This is a genomic window from Bacillus sp. JKS001846 (assembly GCF_900176455.1).
Taxonomy (GTDB): domain Bacteria; phylum Bacillota; class Bacilli; order Bacillales; family Bacillaceae_G; genus Bacillus_A; species Bacillus_A cereus.
The window spans coordinates 502989-524458 of the sequence record NZ_FWYG01000001.1; the positions used below are offsets into that span (position 1 = coordinate 502989).

Sequence of the window (21470 nt, forward strand, 5' to 3'; positions counted from 1 at the left end):
ATGAGGGGGGTGCCAGTAAGAGATGAAAGGACTATTTAAAGGATTAAAATATACATTAAGTAATTTGAGCAAGAAGAAGGTAACGTATGATTATCCAAATCAACCGTTGCCGTTGCCAGACCGTTTTCGTGGAATTCAAAAATTTTATCCGGAGAAATGTATTGTTTGTAATCAGTGCTCTAACATTTGTCCGACAGACTGTATTCAGTTAACAGGAAAGAAACATCCGGATCCTACGAAAAAAGGGAAAATTATCGACACGTATGATATTAATTTTGAAATTTGTATTCTTTGTGATTTATGTACAGAAGTTTGTCCGACAGAGGCAATTGTCATGACAAATAACTTTGAACTCGCGGAATATTCACGTGATGACTTATTTAAAAATTTGCAGTGGCTTGACGAAAACGACGAAAACGTCAGGAAGGAGAACAAGGCATGAATGGCGAGTTTGTAGCATTCTTTATACTATCCTTGTCTGCAATTATCGGCGGTGTTCTTATGTTGAACTTAACGAAAGTTATGCACATGATGCTAGCTCTCGTTCTGACATTTCTCAGCATTGCAGGTTTGTATTTTCTTTTATCAGCTGAATTTATAGGCGTTGCACAAATTTTACTTTACTCTGGTGCAATCACAATTATTATGATTTTCGGCATTATGTTAACGAAACATAACGCGGAAAATGAATCGCGTCTTACTCTTCGAAAATGGATTATCTTCTTTGCAGTTGTAGCATTTGGAGCGGTTATGTATTTCGCTGTTAATAATGTTGATTTTGCAAATGAAAGCACACAAGGAAGTTTACCTCTCCATGAAAACAACACACTTCAAATCGGTACGCTTCTCTATTCAAAATATATTATCCCATTTGAACTAACTTCAGTTATTTTACTTGTAGCACTCGTTGGCGCGATTGTACTTGCGAAAAAGGATGAGAAAGAGGAGGATTCCAATGAGTAGCGTTCCAGCTTCTGCATATTTAACACTTGCGATTATTTTGTTTTGCATCGGTCTATTTGGAGCTTTAACAAAGCGGAATACAGTAATCGTATTAGTTTGTATCGAATTAATGCTGAATGCTGCCAATTTAAACTTAGTGGCGTTTAGTAAATTAGGCTTATTTCCGAATTTAACAGGTCAAATTTTCTCACTGTTTACGATGGCTGTAGCGGCAGCGGAAGCGGCGGTAGGACTCGCTATTTTAATTGCTTTATATCGTAATCGTACAACAGTTCAGGTGGATGAAATGGATACGCTTAAAGGATAACATTGTGACCGAAAAAGGGGGAAGGAAACAATGATCGATTATGCATGGCTCATACCGCTTTTCCCACTCGTTTCGTTTTTGTTACTTATTATATTCGGGAAGAAAATTAGAGAAGGAAGCAGCGTACTTAGTATTTTTTTCGTCTTTCTCTCCTTTATACTTGCGGTACTTGTGTTAATAGAAAGGTTTTCAGAAGCAAGCGTGAAGCATAAGTGGGTGTGGCTTAGAGCTGGAGATGTGGATATATCATTCGGCTTTGAAGTGACTGCATTAGGAGCTTTAATGTTATTTATCGTGACGCTTGTGAGTCTACTTGTACATGTGTATTCGAAAGGTTATATGAAAGGTGATGAACGATTACCAACCTTTTACGCATATTTAGGACTCTTTACATTTGCGATGTTAGGGCTTGTTATATCAACGAATTTATTACAGCTTTATATATTTTGGGAATTAGTTGGCCTTGGTTCATTTTTACTTATCGGTTTTTATTTCTTTAAAGAAGAAGCGAAGGCTGCTGCAAAAAAGGCTTTTATTATGACCCGTATTGGGGATGTTGGTTTATTTATCGGGATGATTTTAATTTTTTGGTACGCAGGTAGTTTTGAATATGACGCAATATTTAGGGCGATTTATACAGGGGATCTACCTCCTTACATGATTACAATAACAGCGATATTAATTTTTATCGGGGCGATGGGAAAATCAGGTCAGTTCCCGCTTCATACGTGGTTGCCAGATGCAATGGAGGGGCCAACGCCCGTTTCGGCACTTATTCACGCGGCGACGATGGTCGCAGCTGGCGTATATTTAGTAGCGACGATGTTTCCTCTGTTTTCAGCAAGTACAGTGGCGATGCAGACAGTGGCAATCGTTGGAGCTTTCACTGCAATCTTTGCGGCCTCTATCGGTCTTGTGCAAACAGATATAAAGAGGGTGCTTGCTTATTCTACAGTTAGCCAGCTCGGGTATATGATGCTCGCGTTAGGTTCTGCCGGTTATGTAGCTGGTATATTCCATTTAACGACACACGCTTTTTTTAAAGCACTACTATTTTTGGCAGCAGGAAGTGTAATTCATGCTGTGCATACGCAAAACATTAATAAAATGGGCGGTTTACAGAAGAAGATGAAAGTAACTGGTACGCTATTTTTAATAGGTACCCTTGCCATTAGCGGTGTTCCGTTGCTTTCCGGTTTTTTCAGCAAAGATGAAATTTTAGCGGCGACGTGGATGAATGGCAATTACGTTTTATTTACTTTAGCAGTAATTGCGGCGTTTTTAACAGCGTTTTATATGTTCCGCCTATACTTTCTTGTCTTTACTGGAGAAACGAAGACGAAGGAAGAAGTGCATGAATCGCCTCGCGTTATGACGTATCCAATGATTGTTCTCGGCGTTCTTGCGGTAGTGGCAGGATATATAAATACACCGTGGTTTGGGACGTTTCTCGGAGATTGGTTGACGAAAGATGTAGGGTTTAAGGTTGAAGAAGCGCATGGACCAGTTTGGATTATGATTGTTGCGACACTCGTTTCATTTGCGGGAATCGCTCTTGCATATTTCATATATGGCAAGAAATCAATTTCTAGAAATTGGGCTGGGGGTACGGAAACATCTCTTTATAATCTTTTGAAAGAAAAATATTATGTGGATGAACTATACAACATGACGGTGATCCCTATTACGAAAGGAATCGCTCATGTGCTTCGCTTATTTGAAGTGTATGTAGTCGAAGGAATTGCAGTTTTAATTGGAAGTGTAGTTAAAGGCACAAGTAATCTTGGATCGAAACTTCAAAACGGGAATGTACAAGTGTACGGTACTGTAACGGCGGTTTCGCTCGCTGTACTCGTCATTATTTTGCTCTATACGGGAGGGGATTTACGATGAATGATTTGTTGTTAACGTTCTTCATTTTTTCCCCGCTTTTAGGAATTTTATTGCTTGTATTAACACCGAAAAAGGAATTGCGTACAGTGCGAGCGCTTGGCTTATTTGGGACGGCACTTCCATTTGGAATCGCTATCGTCCTCGCTTGTACATATGCTTCTGGAAAGAATTTGTCCCTATTTGATGAGAAGATGAAATGGATTAAGTTCGGCGATTTCACAGCGGTAGATAAAAGGTGGTTTTCTATTTATTACGAGCTCGGTATTGATGGTTTGTCGCTTGTCATGATGGTACTGACGGCTCTTCTAGCGATGCTTGCAGCAATTGCAGCCTTTTCTATTAAAAGAAATTTAAAAGCATTTTATATGCTGTTACTTATGCTAGAAATAGGAATGCTCGGCGTCTTTGCTGCTCAAAACTTAATGTTGTTTTTTATCTTCTTTGAAATTACGTTGCCACCAATGTTCTTATTAATTGGAAAGTGGGGAAAATTGTCGAGTGAAAAGGCTGCGTATAGTTATTTAATATATAACGGTATTGGCTCAGCTATTTTGCTCATTGTTTTCTCAATTTTGTTCGCGAAAACAGGTACAACAAATATTGTGGAGCTGAAAGAGATATTAAGAAGCGTAAGTGCAGAGGGAGCACTCGTCATCCCAAGTAGTTTGCAGCTTAGTGTATTTATTACCATAATGATTGCTTTTGCAATTAAACTACCTGTTTTTCCGTTGCACCGCTGGATGGTCAATGTACACATAGAAGCGCATCCAGCTGTAGTTATGCTTCATGCGGGTGTTTTGCTGAAGATTGGAGCGTACGGTATTATTCGCTTCGGGAAAGGGCTATTCCCGGAATATTTTCACGATGTTGCAACACTAATTGCGATATTAGGCGTAATTAATTTATTATACGGTGCCTTTTTAGCGCTCATCCAAACGGACTTTAGGAAAGTACTGGCTTACTCTAGTATTTCGCATATGGGAATTGTGTTAATGGGACTTGCGTCACTTAATGCACTTGGTACACAAGGAGCGTTATTCCAAGTTGTATCACATGGTTTAATTGCAGCCTTGCTCTTCTTCCTACTGGGTGTTATAGAACAACGATTTGGAACTTCGGATATTACGGTGCTAGGCGGACTTGCGAAAAGTGTACCGATACTTAGCGGATTCTTTTTAGCAGGAGGAATGGCCTCGCTTGGATTACCAGGGATGTCTGGGTTTGTCAGTGAATTTCTTGCCTTTCTCGGTTTATTTCAAGGAGAGCCCGTCATTGCTGCAGTCGGTGTGATTGGCATCATTTTAACCGCTGTATATGTATTAAGGGCGACACTTCAAGTGACATTTGGAAAGAAAGAGTGGGAAGCAAAAACTGATATACACGGATGGGAGTATGTCCCTGTTTTACTACTTATCTTTTGTATTATTGCAATTGGAGTTATGCCAGAAATACTAGGGGATCCGCTTCAAAATACATTGAAAACATTGGGGGTGAAGTAGGATGGATATGAATACGTTACTTAGCTTATCGTGGCATCTAATGGTGCCAGAATTTATTATTCTCGGCGCCGCCATCCTTCTTTCCATATGTGATTTGTTTTTTAAGCTGAATCATAGATATGTAGCTCTTGGTGCGATTGCTGCTATCGTATTAGCAATCGTGTCATTAATTATGCTATATAGCGAACCAGCTGGAGATATTTTAAACGGATCGTTTGTGTTAGATGGATTTTCAAAAGGGTTTAAAACATTGCTATTAGGTGCCTCAGCTCTTATTTTATGCACCGCAATGAGCGATGATAAGAAGAATCCAATTGAAGATAAGGGTGAATATTATTACTTATTTTTAATGGCACTTCTTGGTGCGATGTTCATGGCTTCTAGTGTTGATTTCATTACCCTTTTCGTTGGTTTGGAGTTACTTTCACTTTCTTCTTATATTTTAGTAGGAATACGAAAAAAGAGCCGTGCATCAAATGAAGGGGCAATGAAATACGTCATTAGCGGAGGAATTGGAACGGCGATTACGCTCTTCGGAATGAGTTATTTATACGGTATTACAGGTTCAACTAACATTGTAGATATGCAAAAGGTACTCACTGGGGAACTCGCTAGTGGTATTCAGTTATTGTTAGCTCTCGCATTTCTTTTATTGCTAGTCGGTCTCTCATTTAAAATTGCCACAGTGCCGTTTCATATGTGGGCACCTGATGTATATGAAGGAGCGGCTACACCAGTTACTGCTTTTCTTGGAACGATTTCTAAAATTGCTGGTTTCCTACTCATTATTCGTTTGTTCCTTATGGTTTTTGCAAGTGTATTAATACAAGGAGATATGCAATCTTTATATGGGCATATGAGTATATATATTGCGGTGCTAGCAAGTATTACGATGATTGTTGGGAATGTAGTCGCGTTAAAACAATACAATATAAAGCGTTTATTTGCTTATTCGGGCATTGCTCATGCAGGGTATTTACTCGTTCCACTTGTGGCATTATCACCATTTACGATGGATAGCATGTGGTTTTATATGCTGGCATACATGCTTATGAATATAGGTGCATTTGCTATCATCCACGGCTTAATCTTACAAAATGATGAGGAAAATATAACGATTTTCACAGGTTTATATAAAAGGTCACCATTTGCAGCGATTATGATGACAATTTTTATTTTATCGTTGGCTGGGATACCAGGAACGGCTGGCTTCATTGGAAAGATTAATATCTTTTTAGGCGCGCTTCATGTAGAGCCAGCACATTACGTACTAGCTTCGATTATGATGGGTACGACAGTCGTTTCATTCGTATATTATTTCCGTATTTTACAACAAATGTTTTTCCGCACAGGAGAGACAGAAGAGAGAATACGGTTACCGTTAAATATAAAGGTTGTTATGAGTCTTTGTGCAATTTCGATTGTAATACTAGGGATTATGCCGATGATTGGGTACAATTTCTTTTATGAATATTTTCCATTAATGAAAGATTTCTTCTTCTTAGGGAACGTGGTACAATAGTGAAAATAAAAGGTGTGGAGTCAGTACTCTGCGCTTTTTATTTTGTGTTAACTTGTAATGTAGATATACGTTTTTGGAAAGAAAATCACGATGTAAAATGTAAGATGTCTATGTGCATTTGAAAAAGTGTAGCTCCTACTTATTATGGTATCGTTTTTATATTCTTTCATAAGTAGTAGCTGAGTAAAAAGGGGTCGATTTTTTGGCACAACTTTTAGGGCAACAAGCACTGATTGCCATTGTTTCGCATTTATTGTTTATTACCATTACGTGGTGGGCCTTACAAGGCATTCACATTGAGCGTTTAATGAAGTCCGGAAAAGTGCTGCAGACGCGAGTATTACTCATCTTAATTACAATTGCAATTGGGACATCTGTAAGTAACTTTTTCCTTGATTATTTAGGCTATTCGAAGAGTTTAACGTATTTAGTAAAGTAAGTGTATAGAACCTCAAATCTCCGTTAACAATGGGGATAGGAGGGGATGAAATTGAAGCTTAAAGCCATTCTTATTGTTGCACTTAGTGTTGTTTTATTTTTGGTTGGATATAGAGAGATGAAACCGATAAGCGATGAACAGAAAATGGAGAGCATGATCAAGGCTTTAGAGAAAAATGATGCTAAAGTAGAAAAATGGTCATGGTTAGCGAGAGAAACAAAAACAATTTCTAACATACATACGTTTCAAAAGTTGTTAAACGATGTGAAGGAAAAGGCAAATATTCAAAAGTGGGAAGTAGAGCAATCTCCAGATGGATATAAAGCTACATCCTATAAAAAGCTTTCTTCTTATGAAGAACGAGTAGTAGTAACTTGGAGTAAAGAAAATACTAAAGAAAACACTTTCATTATCTTTGAAGTAAGTGGGGCGAAATGGGACCCGAAGTATGTTCAAAACATGAATAAAATTTTTAGTGAAAAACCTATAATTTACACTTGTGTTCAAGGTGTACTGAATGATAAGATTGAAGGTGTTTTGCAAAATAAAACCAATCAGGTTTTGAAAGATCTTTCAGCAAGAGCGATCGAACAAGTAGAAGAAAGAGCATTTGTGTCAGTCTCCGCATACAATAAAAAGTGGGATGACGCTCTTTCAACAAATAGAGAGAAAATAAATGTGCAAATAGCAATACGTTCTACAGACAACAAAGATACAATTGTGGTTGGCACACCGATCATAACTTCTGAGTATTGAGTGAATAGATACTGAAAAAAGGACACGGAGGGGAATAATTTGGAAAAGATCATCGTCCGTGGCGGAAAGCGGTTAAACGGCACAGTGCGTGTTGAGGGCGCAAAAAATGCTGTATTACCTATAATCGCTGCAGCCCTATTAGCGAGTGATGGAAAGAATGTACTATCTGAAGTACCAGTTTTGTCTGATGTATACACAATTAATGAGGTATTACGTCATTTAAATGCTGAAGTCGTATTTGAAAATAATCAAGTAACAATCGATTCTTCTAAAGAACTAAACATTGAAGCACCATTTGAATATGTACGTAAAATGCGTGCATCTGTTCAAGTAATGGGACCATTATTAGCACGTAACGGTCGTGCTCGTATTGCACTTCCTGGTGGATGTGCAATTGGTTCACGTCCAATTGACCAACATTTAAAAGGCTTCGAAGCAATGGGAGCAAAAGTACAGGTTGGTAACGGTTTTGTTGAGGCATATGTTGAGGGAGAACTAAAAGGAGCTAAAATCTACTTAGACTTCCCAAGCGTAGGCGCGACAGAAAACATTATGTCTGCAGCTACATTAGCAAAAGGGACAACAATTCTTGAAAACGCAGCGAAAGAACCAGAAATCGTTGACTTAGCTAACTTCTTAAATGCGATGGGAGCAAAAGTACGCGGAGCTGGAACTGGAACGATTCGTATCGAAGGCGTTGATAAATTATATGGTGCAAACCACTCTATTATTCCTGACCGTATTGAAGCGGGAACATTCATGGTTGCAGCAGCAATTACTGGTGGAGACATCTTAATTGAAAATGCTGTACCTGAACATTTACGCTCAATTACAGCGAAAATGGAAGAAATGGGTGTTAAAATTATTGAGGAAAACGAAGGTGTACGTGTTATCGGCCCAGATAAGTTAAAAGCGGTTGATATTAAAACTATGCCTCACCCAGGTTTCCCAACAGACATGCAATCACAAATGATGGCATTATTACTACAAGCTGATGGAACAAGCATGATTACAGAAACGGTATTCGAAAACCGCTTTATGCACGTTGAAGAATTCCGTCGTATGAATGCTGATATTAAAATTGAAGGTCGTTCTGTTATTATGAACGGTCCAAACAGCTTACAAGGTGCTGAAGTAGCAGCAACTGACTTACGTGCTGCAGCTGCATTAATCTTAGCTGGTTTAGTATCAGAAGGTTATACTCGTGTAACTGAGTTAAAACATCTTGACCGTGGCTATGTAAACTTCCATAAGAAATTAGCTGCATTAGGTGCAACTATTGAACGTGTAAACGAAAAAGTAGAAGAAGTGAAAGAACAAGAAGTTTCTGATCTTCACGCTTAATTGAAATAGTCTCTATGTCTTTTGACATAGGGGCTATTTTTTTGGGTTATTACTGTTATAGTCAATAAATTCTATACTTATGCACGTACCAGTAAAAATATTTAGAAAATTTCTGTTTTATACTCTTCCCCTTAAGTATGTTCTAAAAGAAAGAGTTGTTCCATAAGAATGAATGGAGTAAAGCTTTTATATTGGGGGAAAATAGGATGAAATTTTCAAAGCCACTTTTTATTACAGTAGCGCTCTTAATAGCGCTCGTTATCATTGTACCTGCAGCCCTTGTTATTCCATTTGCGAAAGCAAAAGTAGGGGAAGAAACGGCCTCTAAAACTCCTCCAGCGATAGAAAGCATACCAGCTCCAGGAAAAGTAGATACAGCTGTTCAAGTTGCTGTATATCGCGAAAAACAGAAGAAGGTAGAAACATTACCAGTGGAGGAGTATGTGACAGGTGTAGTAGCTTCTGAGATGAATGCCAGTTTTGAAATAGAGGCACTAAAGGCACAGGCATTAGCAGCGAGAACATTTGTAGTACAACGTATGCTAAGCGGAGGAAAGAAAAATAATGCGGACGTGACAGATACGGTGAAAGATCAAGTGTACAAAAGCAAAGATGAATTGAAGAAGCAATGGGGCAATAACTACGAAAATAATTTGAAGAAAATCGAAGAAGCCGTTTCGAAAACAGCAGGACAAGTTTTAACGTATGATGGAAAACCAATTTCAGCATCCTTCTTTTCAACGAGTAATGGCCGAACAGAAAATGCAGCTGACTATTGGGGAAATGATTATCCGTACTTGAAAAGTGTAGATAGTCCGTGGGATCAAGCCTCTCCAAAGTTTACGAGCGAGCAAACATTTACAGTAGCTGATTTTCAAAAACGTCTCGGTGTGAAAGTGCTAGCAGACGGGAAGGTTGGAAATATTAAAGACCTTACGGAAGGAAAGCGCGTAAAGGATGTAGCTTTTCAAGGAAAAACATTAACAGGAAAAGAAGTTCGTGAAAAGTTAGATTTACGTTCTTCTGATTTCACGTGGAAACAACAAGGAGATAAAATCATCGTTACGACGAAAGGCTTCGGTCACGGCGTTGGTATGAGTCAATACGGGGCGAACGGCATGGCAGCGGAAGGAAAGAAATATACAGATATCGTCGCTCATTACTATAAAGGCGTTGAAATAAAGACGATGAATGATTATGAAGGAAAACTGATGGTGAAGAAATAGGTGTCAGAACTCTGGCACCTATTTTTTCTGTTTAAAATATCATAATTTTCCATTAACTGTTTGATATAATAGGATAAAAAGGCATTTGGGGGAGATGAAATGGCGTTACTAGAGTTGAAACAGTTAGGGAAGACGAACCAGTTACCGGAAATTGAGCTAAAGGTTGAAAAAGGACAATGTATTGTTTTGCAATGCAATAATCATACAGCTAAAGTGTTACACCGCATTATTATTGGTGAAGAAGAAGCTTCAACTGGCAACGTACTGTTTGAAGGGGAAGCAATTGGAAAGAAAAATTATTTCCGCATCGGCTTTTGTTTTTTGAAAGATGAAGCATATGATCGTTTGAAGGTGAAGGAATACTTTAAGTTTCTATTAGGACTTTATGAATCAAAGGTAAGTATAGAAGAAGTCGTACAGTATGTTGGTCTCCTAGATAAACTAAACGTTAAAATAGAAAAATTGTCATTTTCAGAGAAGCGCCGTCTTCATATAGGACGAATTATGATTCATAATCCAGATTTAGTCATTTTGGAAGAGCCAGAGCAAAATGTAGATACAGAGAGTACGATTATTATTCGAAAAGCAATTATGAAAATGAAAGAGCAAGGAAAGGCAATCTTTATTACGTCATCTTTCCTATCGGATGCCCTTTCGTTAACAGAGGATGTATACATATTAAACAACGATGGTGTGAAAAAAGTAGAAATTGAACAAGAGGAAGTGGAAGAAGTCGGTGAAGAAAAAGTCATTCAAATGATTCCGCAAATGAAGTTAGAAAGAATACCTGCGAAAGTGAACGATAAAATCATTTTACTTGATCCGATGGAAATCCATTTCATTGAAACGCAAAACGGAGTAACGCATATTCACGTTCGTGAAGGCGATTTCGTATGTGCATTAACATTAAGTGAACTAGAAGCGAGATTAACAGGTTTTGGTTTCTTTAGATGTCATCGCTCGTACCTTGTGAATTTACAAAGAGTGCGAGAAGTGATTACTTGGACTCGTAACAGTTTTAGCTTAATTTTAGACGACGAAAGAAAAAGTTCAATCCCGCTTTCAAAAGGACGAATGGATGAATTAAAAGGTGTTATTGGACTATAAAAGTGCTCCAATAAGCTCAACATGCGATTCATTCACCGGTAAAAATACTCCTTTTACGGGTATTTTAATGCGCCTATCCTTTGTTTTTCATATGATTGAGTCAAGAAAAGCGAAACAAACGAACGAAAAGCGCTAAAGCGACTTTCATCTATAAAGAAGAAAAACAAAGGGGATGAAGAAATGACATTGGCAATTGAAATGAAAGATGTAATGAAAAGTTTCAACGAAAAAACGGCACTTCGAAATGTAAATATTGAGGTGAAGAAAGGAGAGATATTCGGATTCCTTGGACCGAGTGGATCTGGTAAGACGACAACAGTAAAAATTTTAACTTCTCAATTGCTTCATAGTGTTGGAACGGTAAGAGTATTAGGGAAAGATATTACAGGACCAAGTAGCATCGATTACAAACGAATTGGTATTTTAACAGATAACAGCGGCTTATATGAAAGACTTAGCATTTATGATAACTTACTATTATTTTGTGACTTATATGATTGCAAAAAAGAACGAATCGATGAAGTACTAGCACAAGTGAATTTATTAGATGATAAAAAAACACCAGTAAAAAAATTATCAAAGGGAATGAAGCAACGCGTCACACTAGCAAGAGCAATCCTTCATAAACCAGATATCCTCTTCTTAGACGAACCAACATCTGCACTTGATCCAGTAAACGTACAAAATATTCATAAAATCTTAAAAGACTTAAATAAAGAAGGAACGACGATTTTCTTAACGACTCACAACATGGACGAAGCAGAAACGCTTTGTAACCGCATTGCCTTCCTGTGTGGCGGAGAGATTGTAGCACTTGATACACCGGAGAACCTTCGCTTACAATACGCGAAAGATCAAATACAAGTCGTGTTAAAGGATAAGAAGAAAGAAACGGTACAAAAAGATGAATTAGGTGCAAAACGTATTTCAGAATGGATGAACAAAGGAGAATTACTATCCATTCATTCACACGAACCAACTTTAGGCGATATCTTTATTGAAGTTACTGGGAGGGGATTATAATGACATTTTCAATGAGACGTGTATCAGCTATTTTTAGAAAAGAAGTACAAGATTTTAAGACAAATTCACAAGTGCTGTTAATGGCATTTTTACCAATTATACTTTCATTTTTGTTTAGCAGATTTGGAGCGGGAAAGGAAATGTTAGGCATTACTACTATAACGGCCTTCCTATTTGTCGCAGGCTTTGTTCAATCTATGGTAATTGCAGAAGAAAAAGAAAAACATACATTGCGTGTATTAATGCTATCACCGGCATCTTCGGTTGAAGTTCTACTTGGAAAAAGTATATTAACAGCATGTTTGACATTGGGCATTTGTATTGTGAACTTATTCATTTTGGATCAATTCAGTGGAAATCTATTATTGCTAGGATTTATTTTCTTATGTGGAACAATTCTATTTATTGTGATTGGAACAATGATTGGATTGTTAGCTGCATCTGTACCACAAACATCAATAATTGGAATGCCGATATTAATGACGATGTATTTGGCTGTACAGTTTGAGCCAATGGTTGAAAATAAAGTAATTAAGACGATGATTGGATATCTTCCAACATCTCATATTGTGAAAGCACTTAACAGCTTAGTAGGTGGGGCGGGATTTAGTAGTATTAGTGGGCATGTATTAAATGTTGCAGTTTGGCTTATTATATCGCTCTTTGTATGTTTAATCGTATATAAAAAGAAACAATTAGACTAAAAACTGAGCCGAAACGCTCAGTTTTTTCTTTTTTCTATCATTTCCTCGGAAATTTTACAATTATTATACATATTTTTACAGATTTTGTCGAAAAGTAATTAGTTATACGTTGTATAGGATACGTGAATATTGTTCAAAATGATTGCTGAGGTGATGATGGAATGCGAGGAAGAAATAATAAAAAGTCGCAAAAGGTAGTACATTTATTTCAAAAAAGATGGGTGTTTCCGGCACTATACATTGCTTGTGCAGCGGTAATCTTAATGGTTGCGCTATGGTTCCAAGGAGCTAATCCGAAGAAGACTCCAAACCACGATCAAGCAACACCGTATACACAATCGGAAGATCCAGCAGTACCAGTAACAAAATCTTCAGAAGTAGTGAAAATGCCAGCTGCCGCGAATGCGGAAGTAGTCGTACAGAAGAAATTCTATGAAGATGCAGCAACTGAGGCGGAACAAGAAAAAGCACTTGTCTTTTATAACAACACATATTCCCCGAACAAAGGAATTGACATTGCTGCGAAGAATGGAAAAGAATTCAATGTTGCTGCTGCTTTAAGTGGTACAGTAACGAAAGCTGAAAAAGATTCACTTCTTGGTTATGTTGTAACAGTTGATAGTGGAAATGGTGTAGCGGTATCTTATCAAAGCTTAGGCAGTGTGAAAGTAGAAAAAGGTGCAAGAGTTGCACAAGGTGAAGTATTAGGAACATCCGGTCTAAGTGCAATGAATAAAGAGGCAGGTTCTCACGTTCACTTTGAAGTACGTAAAGACAATGTGGCTGTGAACCCTGAACGTTACTTAAATAAATCAGTAACAGAAATTAAAGCTGATGCAGGTGCTGCAAAGGCTACGAATGCTTCTGGTAAAAAAGCTGATGACAAATCTCAAAAAGAAGAGAAGTCAACGAGCACGAAACCAGAAAGTAAAACAGAAGACAAGTCTCAAAAAGAAGAGAAATCAACAAGCGGTTCAACTAGTGACAAAAAAGAAGAACCGAAGAAAGAAGAAAAATCAACAAATGGTTCTACAGAATCATCTAACGATTCTTCTTCACAAGAATAATAAAGTGAAAAAATCAGTTCCCACTAGGGGAGCTGATTTTTTTATTTTTATATAAAAATACTCAATTTCGAGAAAAAAGTTGCAATAACAAGGAAAAATGACGAGATTCTCGAATATATATTACAAAAGGGAGGGGATACTGTGTCATTTTTGTTTGTTCTGTCGACTGCTATTATTTTATTGTTTGTTTTATTCACTTTATATTATTATATTGCCGGTAAGAAAGAGGTTCCCCACCATCAATTATTAGAAGAAGAGTTTGAAAGAGAAGAATGACGCCTTATATATAAGGTGTCATTTTTTTTTCGCCAAAATAGTTACTGTTAACGTATTTCTCACAAAAAAATATAATTTTTCTTAACTTAGTCCGCAAAAATAGTGAACATGTAGCATATATCAGTAGTGCGGGCAATACAATGGTATAAACCAAAGCAAAGAGAGTGTTTGAGGTGAGAAATCGTGAATCATTTCATTATAAATCCAAGAATGTTTAACGCTTACAAACAGCACTCACACTTACTTCTTAGTCGTATGCAGCGAGGCTCATTTCACCCTTCTCACATCCAAATTAGGGAGGCGAGTGGTGTGCACGATTACATCAAAGAGAGAACTATCAAGATTGGTAAGTATATCGTGGAGACAAGAAAGACAGTGCGTGTCATTGCAAAGGAATTTGGGGTATCAAAGAGTACAGTCCATAAAGATTTAACAGAACGTCTACCAGAAATTAATCCAGAGCTCGCAAATGAAGTGAAAGAAATTCTTGATTATCATAAGTCTATTCGTCATTTAAGAGGGGGAGAAGCAACAAAACAAAAGTATAGAAAAGAAGATGTAGAGAAGCCTGTACGTCAATAATGTTACAGTAGCAAACATTCCGTTCACATTCGGTAATATTTTTCAGAAGAATTCTTTTTGCGAATATTACGTTTCTGTTAAATTTATGATAAAATCAGAAATTAGGTGAAAAGAATTCGGGTGTAACCTGATTTTGAATATCGAGGAGGAAAAAACGGGAATGTTTGCGCGAGATATCGGAATTGACCTAGGTACGGCTAACGTATTAATTCATGTTAAAGGTAAGGGTATTGTATTAAATGAGCCATCTGTTGTGGCGATTGATCGTAATAGTGGTAAAGTATTAGCAGTAGGTGAAGAAGCGAGAAGCATGGTGGGACGTACGCCTGGTAATATTGTAGCAATTCGTCCACTTAAAGATGGTGTAATCGCAGACTTCGAAATTACAGAAGCAATGTTAAAGTATTTCATTAACAAATTGGACGTAAAGAGCTTCTTTTCAAAACCTCGTATTTTAATTTGTTGTCCAACAAATATTACATCAGTAGAACAAAAAGCAATTCGTGAAGCTGCTGAACGTTCAGGTGGTAAAACAGTATTTTTAGAAGAAGAACCAAAAGTAGCCGCAGTTGGTGCTGGTATGGAAATCTTCCAACCAAGCGGTAACATGGTTGTTGATATTGGTGGAGGTACAACAGATATCGCTGTACTATCTATGGGTGATATTGTTACCTCTTCCTCTATCAAAATGGCTGGCGATAAGTTTGATATGGAGATCTTAAACTATATTAAACGTAAGTATAAGCTATTAATCGGAGAACGTACTTCAGAAGATATTAAAATTAAAGTTGGTACAGTATTCCCAGGTGCACGTAGTGAAGAACTTGAAATTCGCGGACGTGACATGGTAACAGGCTTACCACGTACAATTACAGTATGCTCTGAAGAAATTACAGAAGCATTAAAAGAAAATGCAGCTGTTATTGTACAAGCTGCAAAAGGCGTATTAGAGCGCACACCACCAGAACTATCTGCAGATATCATCGACCGCGGTGTTATTCTAACAGGCGGTGGAGCTTTACTACACGGTATCGACATGCTTCTAGCAGAAGAACTAAAAGTACCAGTATTAATTGCTGAAAACCCAATGCACTGCGTTGCGGTTGGTACAGGTATTATGTTAGAGAATATCGACAGATTACCAAAGCGTGCTTTGAGATGATTTGAAAGAACTAAGGCTAATGCCTTAGTTCTTTTTTCGTTTTTATATTTTTTTATTTTGTTTTTTTGCGAAAATGGAAGGAAAATAGAGAAATATGAAGGAAACAGGTAAAATATTCATATATATGGTTAAATTTAATATTTCCTTAATTGAAAACGTTTATAATATAATGAGTCGAATACGACATTAAGGCAAATAATGTTTCAATACATATTGCCTTTCCCTAATTTGGGCATACACTCTTTTCCACCTCCGTGTCAGTTGCAAAAATGTGCAACTATTTTAATGGAATAGAGTGTGTGCATTTTTTTTAGGAAGTTGTGCTAAATATAAAATGTTACTTTGTAATGACAAACAATAAACAAAATGGGATAATAGCAATATGTCCAAGTGGTAAGACCAATATTACAAAAGGGGCGATTGTTACATGCTAAATATAGAACAAATTAAAGAAATCATTCCTCACCGCTATCCATTTTTACTTGTTGATAAAATATTAGAAGTAGATGAAGGGAAAAGAGCGGTCGGAATTAAAAATGTATCCGCAAATGAAGAATTCTTTAACGGACACTTCCCTGACTATGCAGTTATGCCTGGTGTACTTATTGTAGAAGCATTAGCACAAGTTGGAGCAGTTGCAGTATTAAAGAAAGAAGAAAACCGCGGAAGACTTGCTTTCTTTGCAGGTATCGACAATTGCCGTTTCAAAAAACAAGTACGCCCAGGTGATCAGCTTCTTCTAGAAGTAGAAATGACACGCGTACGCGGCCCAATTGGAAAAGGAAAAGCAATCGCAACAGTAGATGGTGAAGTTGCATGTGAGGCAGAAATTACATTTGCGATTGGTGCTAAAAAAGAATAGATAGTACTAAAAAATCTCCTTGTGAAAAGACAAGGGGATTTTTTAATTTCTGCTATATAACGATGAAACAATAATATACAAACTAATCAGAAAATTACTTGTAAATAGATGGTAATTGCCATATACTTACTTTATTATTTATCTAGAAAACAGGATAAGTGATAAAGGTAATAAAGAAATAGGGGCATTGTCATATTGTTAAGGTACTTAAATAAGACAAAGTAGAATGTTATTGATTATGATGAAATGTGGGGAACTCAGCACAAATATTAATTAGACGTATGAAATCGAGCATAAGAGAGAGAAAAGGGAAATGTCGCATTTCACAAAAGGAGATTATGAATATGTTCGGGAGAAAGAAAAGAAAACCATTACGACAATTAATTACACATAAAGAGCCTAAATCGCGTATTACAGAACAATACCGTAACATTCGTACAAACATTGAGTTTACATCTGTAGATAATCATGTTCGTTCTATTATTGTTACTTCAGCCGACCCAGGTGATGGGAAAACAACAACAATAGCAAACTTAGCAGTTGTTTTCGGACAACAAGGAAAGAAAGTTTTATTAATTGGAGCTGACTTGCGTAAGCCGACGATACAAAACTTATTTGCTATTCATAGTTCAAATGGATTAACGAACTTATTATCAGGACAAGCAAAACTTATGCAATGCATTCAAAAAACAGATATAGAGAACGTATACTTAATGGCAGCAGGTCCAATCCCGCCAAACCCAGCAGAACTATTAGGGAGCCGGGCAATGGACGAGGCGTTGCTAGAAGCATATAACATGTTTGATATTATATTAATCGACACACCACCTGTCCTTGCGGTTACAGATGCACAAATACTAGCGAATAAATGTGATGGAATCGTACTCGTTGTACGAAGTGAAAAGACAGAAAAAGATAAAATCGTAAAAGCGAAACAAATATTAGATAAAGCATCAGGAAAACTACTAGGTGTTGTTTTGAATGATAAAAGAGAAGAAAAAGAGCAGTATGGTTATTACTAAAATATGAAAAAGCCAACAAAATTTTTGTTGGCTTTTTTTGATTTCTGAAAATTATTTATCAAGTTATACAATGTAAAAAGCATGATATAATAAAATTTTTGGGAAATCATTGGAATGTGTTGTCATATTTAAGATTATTTTGTAAGATTAAACTTGTTTCTTGTGAACAAATATAGAACTGAATTATTAAAAATAAAAAATGTAAGATTTATATGTTATAATTTTTCCTATGTGTAAATTTTAGAAAGTTGGAGGAACCTATGGAAGAAACAATTAGTTTAAAAGAGTTATTTCATATCTTAAAAAAACGTTTAGCAATGATCCTCGTAATCGCCTTTGGTGCAGCTATTGTAAGTGCTATCATTAGCTTTTTCTTCATGACGCCAATCTATCAATCTTCGACGCAAATTCTTGTTAATCAGAAGAAGCAAGAAGGGGCGGCAATTCAGTACAATGAAGTGCAAACAAATATTCAATTAACAAATACATATAAGATTATTGTTAAAAGTCCAGTAATCTTAGAACAAGTGAATGAAAAATTAAATTTAAATATGACAGCGCAAGCTTTAACAAAGAAAATTAATGTTATGAATGAAAAGGATTCTCAAGTTATTTCTGTAACAGCTGAGGATAAAGATCCAAAACTAGCTCGTGATATTGCGAATGCAACGGCAGATGTATTTAAAAATGAAGCTGCAAAAATTATGAACGTTGATAACGTAACAGTATTATCTAAAGCAGAAGTGGCAGAAAATCAATCTCCGATTAAGCCGCTCCCGATGTTAAATGTGGCAATCGCTTTCGTTGTTGGTTTAATGGCTTCAGTTGGTCTTGCATTTTTACTAGAATACTTAGATAACACAGTGAAAAAAGAAGAAGATGTAGAAAATTTACTTGGCTTACCAGTATTAGGAATTGTAGCTCGTATGGATGAAGAAACAATGAACGTGAAATCACACGCTCCATCATCAAGGAAAGTGAGGGGACAAACAATTGGCTCTTAATTTATTTAAAAAGAAAAAAAATCATCGTCAACGTCGTCAATTAATTGCTCATCAGCAACCGAAATCACCAATTTCAGAACAATATCGTAATATTCGAACGAATATTGAATTTGCAGCTGTTGATACGAATTTACATTCATTAATGGTCACGTCTGCAAACCCAAGTGAAGGGAAAACGACAACGACAGCGAATATGGCAGTTGTGTTTGCTCAACAAGGAAAAAAAGTATTATTAATTGATGCAGATATGCGTAAACCAGCAATGCATCAAATGTTCCAAGTAGATAACATTTTTGGACTCACGAACGTACTAACACAGAGTGAACGTTTAGAAAAATGTGTGCAAACAACATCTGTAGATAATTTACACTTTTTAGCTTGTGGTCCAATCCCGCCAAACCCGGCCGAATTGTTAGGTTCGAAATCAATGAAAGAACTTCTTGGACAAGCATACAGCATGTACGACTTAGTTATTTTTGATATGCCACCAATTTTAGCTGTTACCGACGCACAAATTATGGCAAATGTATGTGATGCTTCTATTCTTGTTGTTCGTAGTGAATCAACAGAGAAAGAAACAGCAGTAAAAGCAAAAGGATTATTGGAGTCTGCAAAAGGTAAATTGTTAGGCGTTGTTCTAAATGACCGTGAACGTGAAGAAGGCTTATATTATTACTACGGTGCAAACTAGTTTTAAAGTGAGATATGGTAAAAACATATCTCCTTTTTTCCCTTGAATATGAGCGATATCTCATATTCAAGGGAAAAAAGAATTTTATATGAGAGAGGGAGGATGAAACAAATGATAGATTTACATTGTCACATTTTACCTGGTATCGATGACGGTGCACAGACAGTAACAGATAGTTTAGCAATGGCACAACAAGCCGTGTCAGAAGGAATACATACAATTGTCGCAACGCCGCACCATCAAAATGGAAAATATGTAAATGAACGTACCTCAATTATTCATCACGTAAAACAATTAAATGATGAACTACAACAATATAATATCCCACTTACTATTTTACCGGGACAAGAAGTCAGGTTATATGGCGATTTATTAGAAGACTATGAAGCTGGTAAAATTGTTACTTTAAACGAAACAAATAAATACATATTTATTGAATTTCCATCTAATCACGTACCACGTTATGCCGAACAATTATTATACGAATTACGTGTAAAGGGAATGATTCCGATTATCGTTCATCCGGAACGTAATGCCGAGTTAATCGAGCGGCCAGATAAGTTATATAACCTTGTAAATAAAGGGGCATTAACGCAAGTAACAGCAGGGAGTTTACTAGGGAATTTTGGTAAAAAAATTAAAAAATTCTCACTTCAACTTGTGGAACATAATTTAACACATATGATCGCATCAGATGCGCATAACACGACATCGAGAGGATTTCATTTAGCAGAAAGCTATGAACTAATTGAGAAAGAATTCGGAATGAATGTTATGAGTGATTTGAAAGAAAATCCGTACTTATTAATTAGCGGGAAGGCAATTTACAAAGAAGATCCAGAACAAATTCGTCGTAAAAAATTGTTCGGTATTTTTTAAATAAAGAATTGGTGATGCCTCCTAACCGTTATCAACGGAGGCACTCGGTCGTGCTGTGGGTAGAAATTTTTATTTCGCACCTACCTTAGACGCTTGTCGTCGGGAGTATGACGTGAGGATGGGTTAGATGCCCATAATTTATTTATGTTAGAAACTCTACTTATGGAGTTGTAAAGACGACCCTATAAGTAGGGTTTTTGTTATTGTTACATATGGATATAATAATATATTTGGGGGTACTAGATTTGAAAAAAGTAAGAAAAGCAATTATTCCAGCTGCGGGACTGGGGACGAGATTTTTACCGGTAACAAAGGCAATGCCTAAAGAAATGTTACCAATTGTTGATAAACCGACAATTCAATACATAGTAGAAGAAGCAATAGAATCAGGAATTGAAGATATTATTATTGTTACTGGAAAAGGTAAACGTGCGATTGAAGATCATTTTGATCATTCTTTTGAATTAGAGCAAAGCTTACTAGAAAAAGGGAAGCATGAGATGCTTGAGAAAGTACAAGCTTCTTCAAAAATTAATATTCATTACATAAGACAGAAAGAACCAAAGGGTTTAGGGCATGCAGTATGGTGTGCACGTAAATTTATTGGAAATGAACCATTTGCGGTATTACTTGGTGATGATATTGTGCAAGCAGAAACGCCATGTTTGCGCCAATTAATGGATCAATATGAGGGAACACACTCATCCGTTATAGGTGTACAAACAGTGCCAGAAAACGAAACACATCGTTACGGTATTATCGATCCAGTTGAACAAAATGATCGCCGTTATCAAGTGCGTCAATTTGTGGAAAAACCAGCTCAAGGAACAGCACCATCAAATTTAGCAATTATGGGACGTTACGTATTAACGCCAGAAATCTTTATGTTCCTTGAGAATCAACAAACAGGTGCTGGTGGGGAAATTCAATTGACAGATGCAATTCAACGATTAAATGAAGTTCAACGTGTATTTGCTTATGACTTCGAAGGTACACGTTACGATGTTGGGGAGAAGTTTGGATTTATTAAGACCACGATTGAAATGGCACTTCAAAATGAAGAATTAAAAGTTGATTTAATGGAATATATGAAAGAACTTGTAAAAAAAGAAAAGGTACATTCATAAGAGAATGTCCTTTTT

At 36.7% G+C, this 21470-nt stretch carries 23 protein-coding genes; all 23 read left to right on the forward strand.

All coding sequences use genetic code 11. The features are described from left to right. The first annotated feature begins 22 nt into the window (after nucleotides 1-22). A complete protein-coding gene (gene nuoI / locus B9A45_RS02730) occupies nucleotides 23-442 on the forward strand; it encodes an NADH-quinone oxidoreductase subunit NuoI (protein ID WP_000677191.1) in 420 nt (139 codons plus the stop codon). Then, complete coding sequence (locus B9A45_RS02735; protein WP_001012814.1) at nucleotides 439-963, forward strand: NADH-quinone oxidoreductase subunit J; 525 nt, start codon at nucleotides 439-441, stop codon at nucleotides 961-963. Before nuoI ends, B9A45_RS02735 begins: the two co-directional genes overlap by 4 nt. Then, entirely contained in the window at nucleotides 956-1270 is a 315-nt protein-coding gene (gene nuoK, locus B9A45_RS02740; RefSeq protein ID WP_000100079.1) for an NADH-quinone oxidoreductase subunit NuoK, read from the forward strand. The genes B9A45_RS02735 and nuoK overlap by 8 nt, the downstream gene beginning before the upstream one ends. Nucleotides 1271-1300: 30 nt before the next feature. Beyond that, nucleotides 1301-3163 (forward strand): NADH-quinone oxidoreductase subunit L, encoded by a 1863-nt coding sequence (nuoL, locus tag B9A45_RS02745; protein ID WP_000568227.1) that lies wholly within the window; start codon nucleotides 1301-1303, stop codon nucleotides 3161-3163. Continuing rightward, the gene (locus tag B9A45_RS02750; RefSeq protein WP_084063840.1) at nucleotides 3160-4662 is read left to right on the forward strand and encodes an NADH-quinone oxidoreductase subunit M; all 1503 of its coding nucleotides are present in this window, start codon (nucleotides 3160-3162) and stop codon (nucleotides 4660-4662) included. The genes nuoL and B9A45_RS02750 overlap by 4 nt, the downstream gene beginning before the upstream one ends. 7 nt (nucleotides 4663-4669) lie before the next feature. Further along, a complete protein-coding gene (gene nuoN, locus B9A45_RS02755) occupies nucleotides 4670-6184 on the forward strand; it encodes an NADH-quinone oxidoreductase subunit NuoN (RefSeq protein ID WP_340637577.1) in 1515 nt (504 codons plus the stop codon). 202 nt (nucleotides 6185-6386) lie between these two features. Continuing rightward, a complete protein-coding gene (locus B9A45_RS02760) occupies nucleotides 6387-6623 on the forward strand; it encodes a DUF1146 family protein (RefSeq protein ID WP_000057889.1) in 237 nt (78 codons plus the stop codon). A gap of 45 nt (nucleotides 6624-6668) precedes the next feature. Then, entirely contained in the window at nucleotides 6669-7379 is a 711-nt protein-coding gene (locus B9A45_RS02765) for a YwmB family TATA-box binding protein (protein WP_002005985.1), read from the forward strand. Nucleotides 7380-7418: 39 nt separating this feature from the next. Next, the gene (murA, locus tag B9A45_RS02770; RefSeq protein WP_000411274.1) at nucleotides 7419-8723 is read left to right on the forward strand and encodes a UDP-N-acetylglucosamine 1-carboxyvinyltransferase; all 1305 of its coding nucleotides are present in this window, start codon (nucleotides 7419-7421) and stop codon (nucleotides 8721-8723) included. Nucleotides 8724-8929: 206 nt separating this feature from the next. Further along, nucleotides 8930-9949: a stage II sporulation protein D gene (spoIID, locus tag B9A45_RS02775; RefSeq protein ID WP_000672663.1), complete on the forward strand. Its 1020-nt coding sequence runs from the start codon at nucleotides 8930-8932 to the stop codon at nucleotides 9947-9949. Between the two features lie 99 nt (nucleotides 9950-10048). After that, nucleotides 10049-11056, forward strand: a complete 1008-nt coding sequence (locus tag B9A45_RS02780; RefSeq protein WP_084063842.1) for a LytTR family transcriptional regulator DNA-binding domain-containing protein — start codon at nucleotides 10049-10051, stop codon at nucleotides 11054-11056. A gap of 180 nt (nucleotides 11057-11236) precedes the next feature. Next, nucleotides 11237-12079 carry an ABC transporter ATP-binding protein gene (locus B9A45_RS02785; protein WP_084063843.1) on the forward strand — a complete coding sequence of 281 codons (843 nt, stop codon included), beginning with the start codon at nucleotides 11237-11239 and terminating at the stop codon, nucleotides 12077-12079. Beyond that, a complete protein-coding gene (locus tag B9A45_RS02790) occupies nucleotides 12079-12783 on the forward strand; it encodes an ABC transporter permease (protein ID WP_000144442.1) in 705 nt (234 codons plus the stop codon). Before B9A45_RS02785 ends, B9A45_RS02790 begins: the two co-directional genes overlap by 1 nt. Before the next feature lie 161 nt (nucleotides 12784-12944). After that, nucleotides 12945-13850, forward strand: a complete 906-nt coding sequence (locus B9A45_RS02795) for a M23 family metallopeptidase (RefSeq protein WP_001214926.1) — start codon at nucleotides 12945-12947, stop codon at nucleotides 13848-13850. Nucleotides 13851-13991: 141 nt separating this feature from the next. Beyond that, nucleotides 13992-14126: a hypothetical protein gene (locus tag B9A45_RS02800; protein WP_000008901.1), complete on the forward strand. Its 135-nt coding sequence runs from the start codon at nucleotides 13992-13994 to the stop codon at nucleotides 14124-14126. Nucleotides 14127-14435: 309 nt separating this feature from the next. Further along, nucleotides 14436-14708 carry a sporulation transcriptional regulator SpoIIID gene (gene spoIIID / locus B9A45_RS02805; protein ID WP_000544012.1) on the forward strand — a complete coding sequence of 91 codons (273 nt, stop codon included), beginning with the start codon at nucleotides 14436-14438 and terminating at the stop codon, nucleotides 14706-14708. Nucleotides 14709-14868: 160 nt separating this feature from the next. After that, nucleotides 14869-15870: a rod shape-determining protein gene (locus B9A45_RS02810; protein WP_000457978.1), complete on the forward strand. Its 1002-nt coding sequence runs from the start codon at nucleotides 14869-14871 to the stop codon at nucleotides 15868-15870. A gap of 427 nt (nucleotides 15871-16297) precedes the next feature. Beyond that, nucleotides 16298-16732: a 3-hydroxyacyl-ACP dehydratase FabZ gene (gene fabZ, locus B9A45_RS02815; protein ID WP_084063844.1), complete on the forward strand. Its 435-nt coding sequence runs from the start codon at nucleotides 16298-16300 to the stop codon at nucleotides 16730-16732. A gap of 344 nt (nucleotides 16733-17076) precedes the next feature. Beyond that, nucleotides 17077-17754: a CpsD/CapB family tyrosine-protein kinase gene (locus tag B9A45_RS02820; RefSeq protein ID WP_000467945.1), complete on the forward strand. Its 678-nt coding sequence runs from the start codon at nucleotides 17077-17079 to the stop codon at nucleotides 17752-17754. A 260-nt stretch (nucleotides 17755-18014) separates the two neighbouring features. Then, nucleotides 18015-18758, forward strand: a complete 744-nt coding sequence (locus B9A45_RS02825; RefSeq protein WP_016118934.1) for a YveK family protein — start codon at nucleotides 18015-18017, stop codon at nucleotides 18756-18758. Further along, complete coding sequence (locus B9A45_RS02830) at nucleotides 18748-19449, forward strand: CpsD/CapB family tyrosine-protein kinase (RefSeq protein WP_016118933.1); 702 nt, start codon at nucleotides 18748-18750, stop codon at nucleotides 19447-19449. Before B9A45_RS02825 ends, B9A45_RS02830 begins: the two co-directional genes overlap by 11 nt. A 111-nt stretch (nucleotides 19450-19560) precedes the next feature. Next, complete coding sequence (locus B9A45_RS02835; protein ID WP_016118932.1) at nucleotides 19561-20328, forward strand: tyrosine-protein phosphatase; 768 nt, start codon at nucleotides 19561-19563, stop codon at nucleotides 20326-20328. 245 nt (nucleotides 20329-20573) lie between these two features. Beyond that, nucleotides 20574-21455, forward strand: a complete 882-nt coding sequence (bpsC, locus tag B9A45_RS02840; protein WP_000757831.1) for a UTP--glucose-1-phosphate uridylyltransferase BpsC — start codon at nucleotides 20574-20576, stop codon at nucleotides 21453-21455. The last annotated feature ends 15 nt before the right edge of the window (nucleotides 21456-21470 follow it).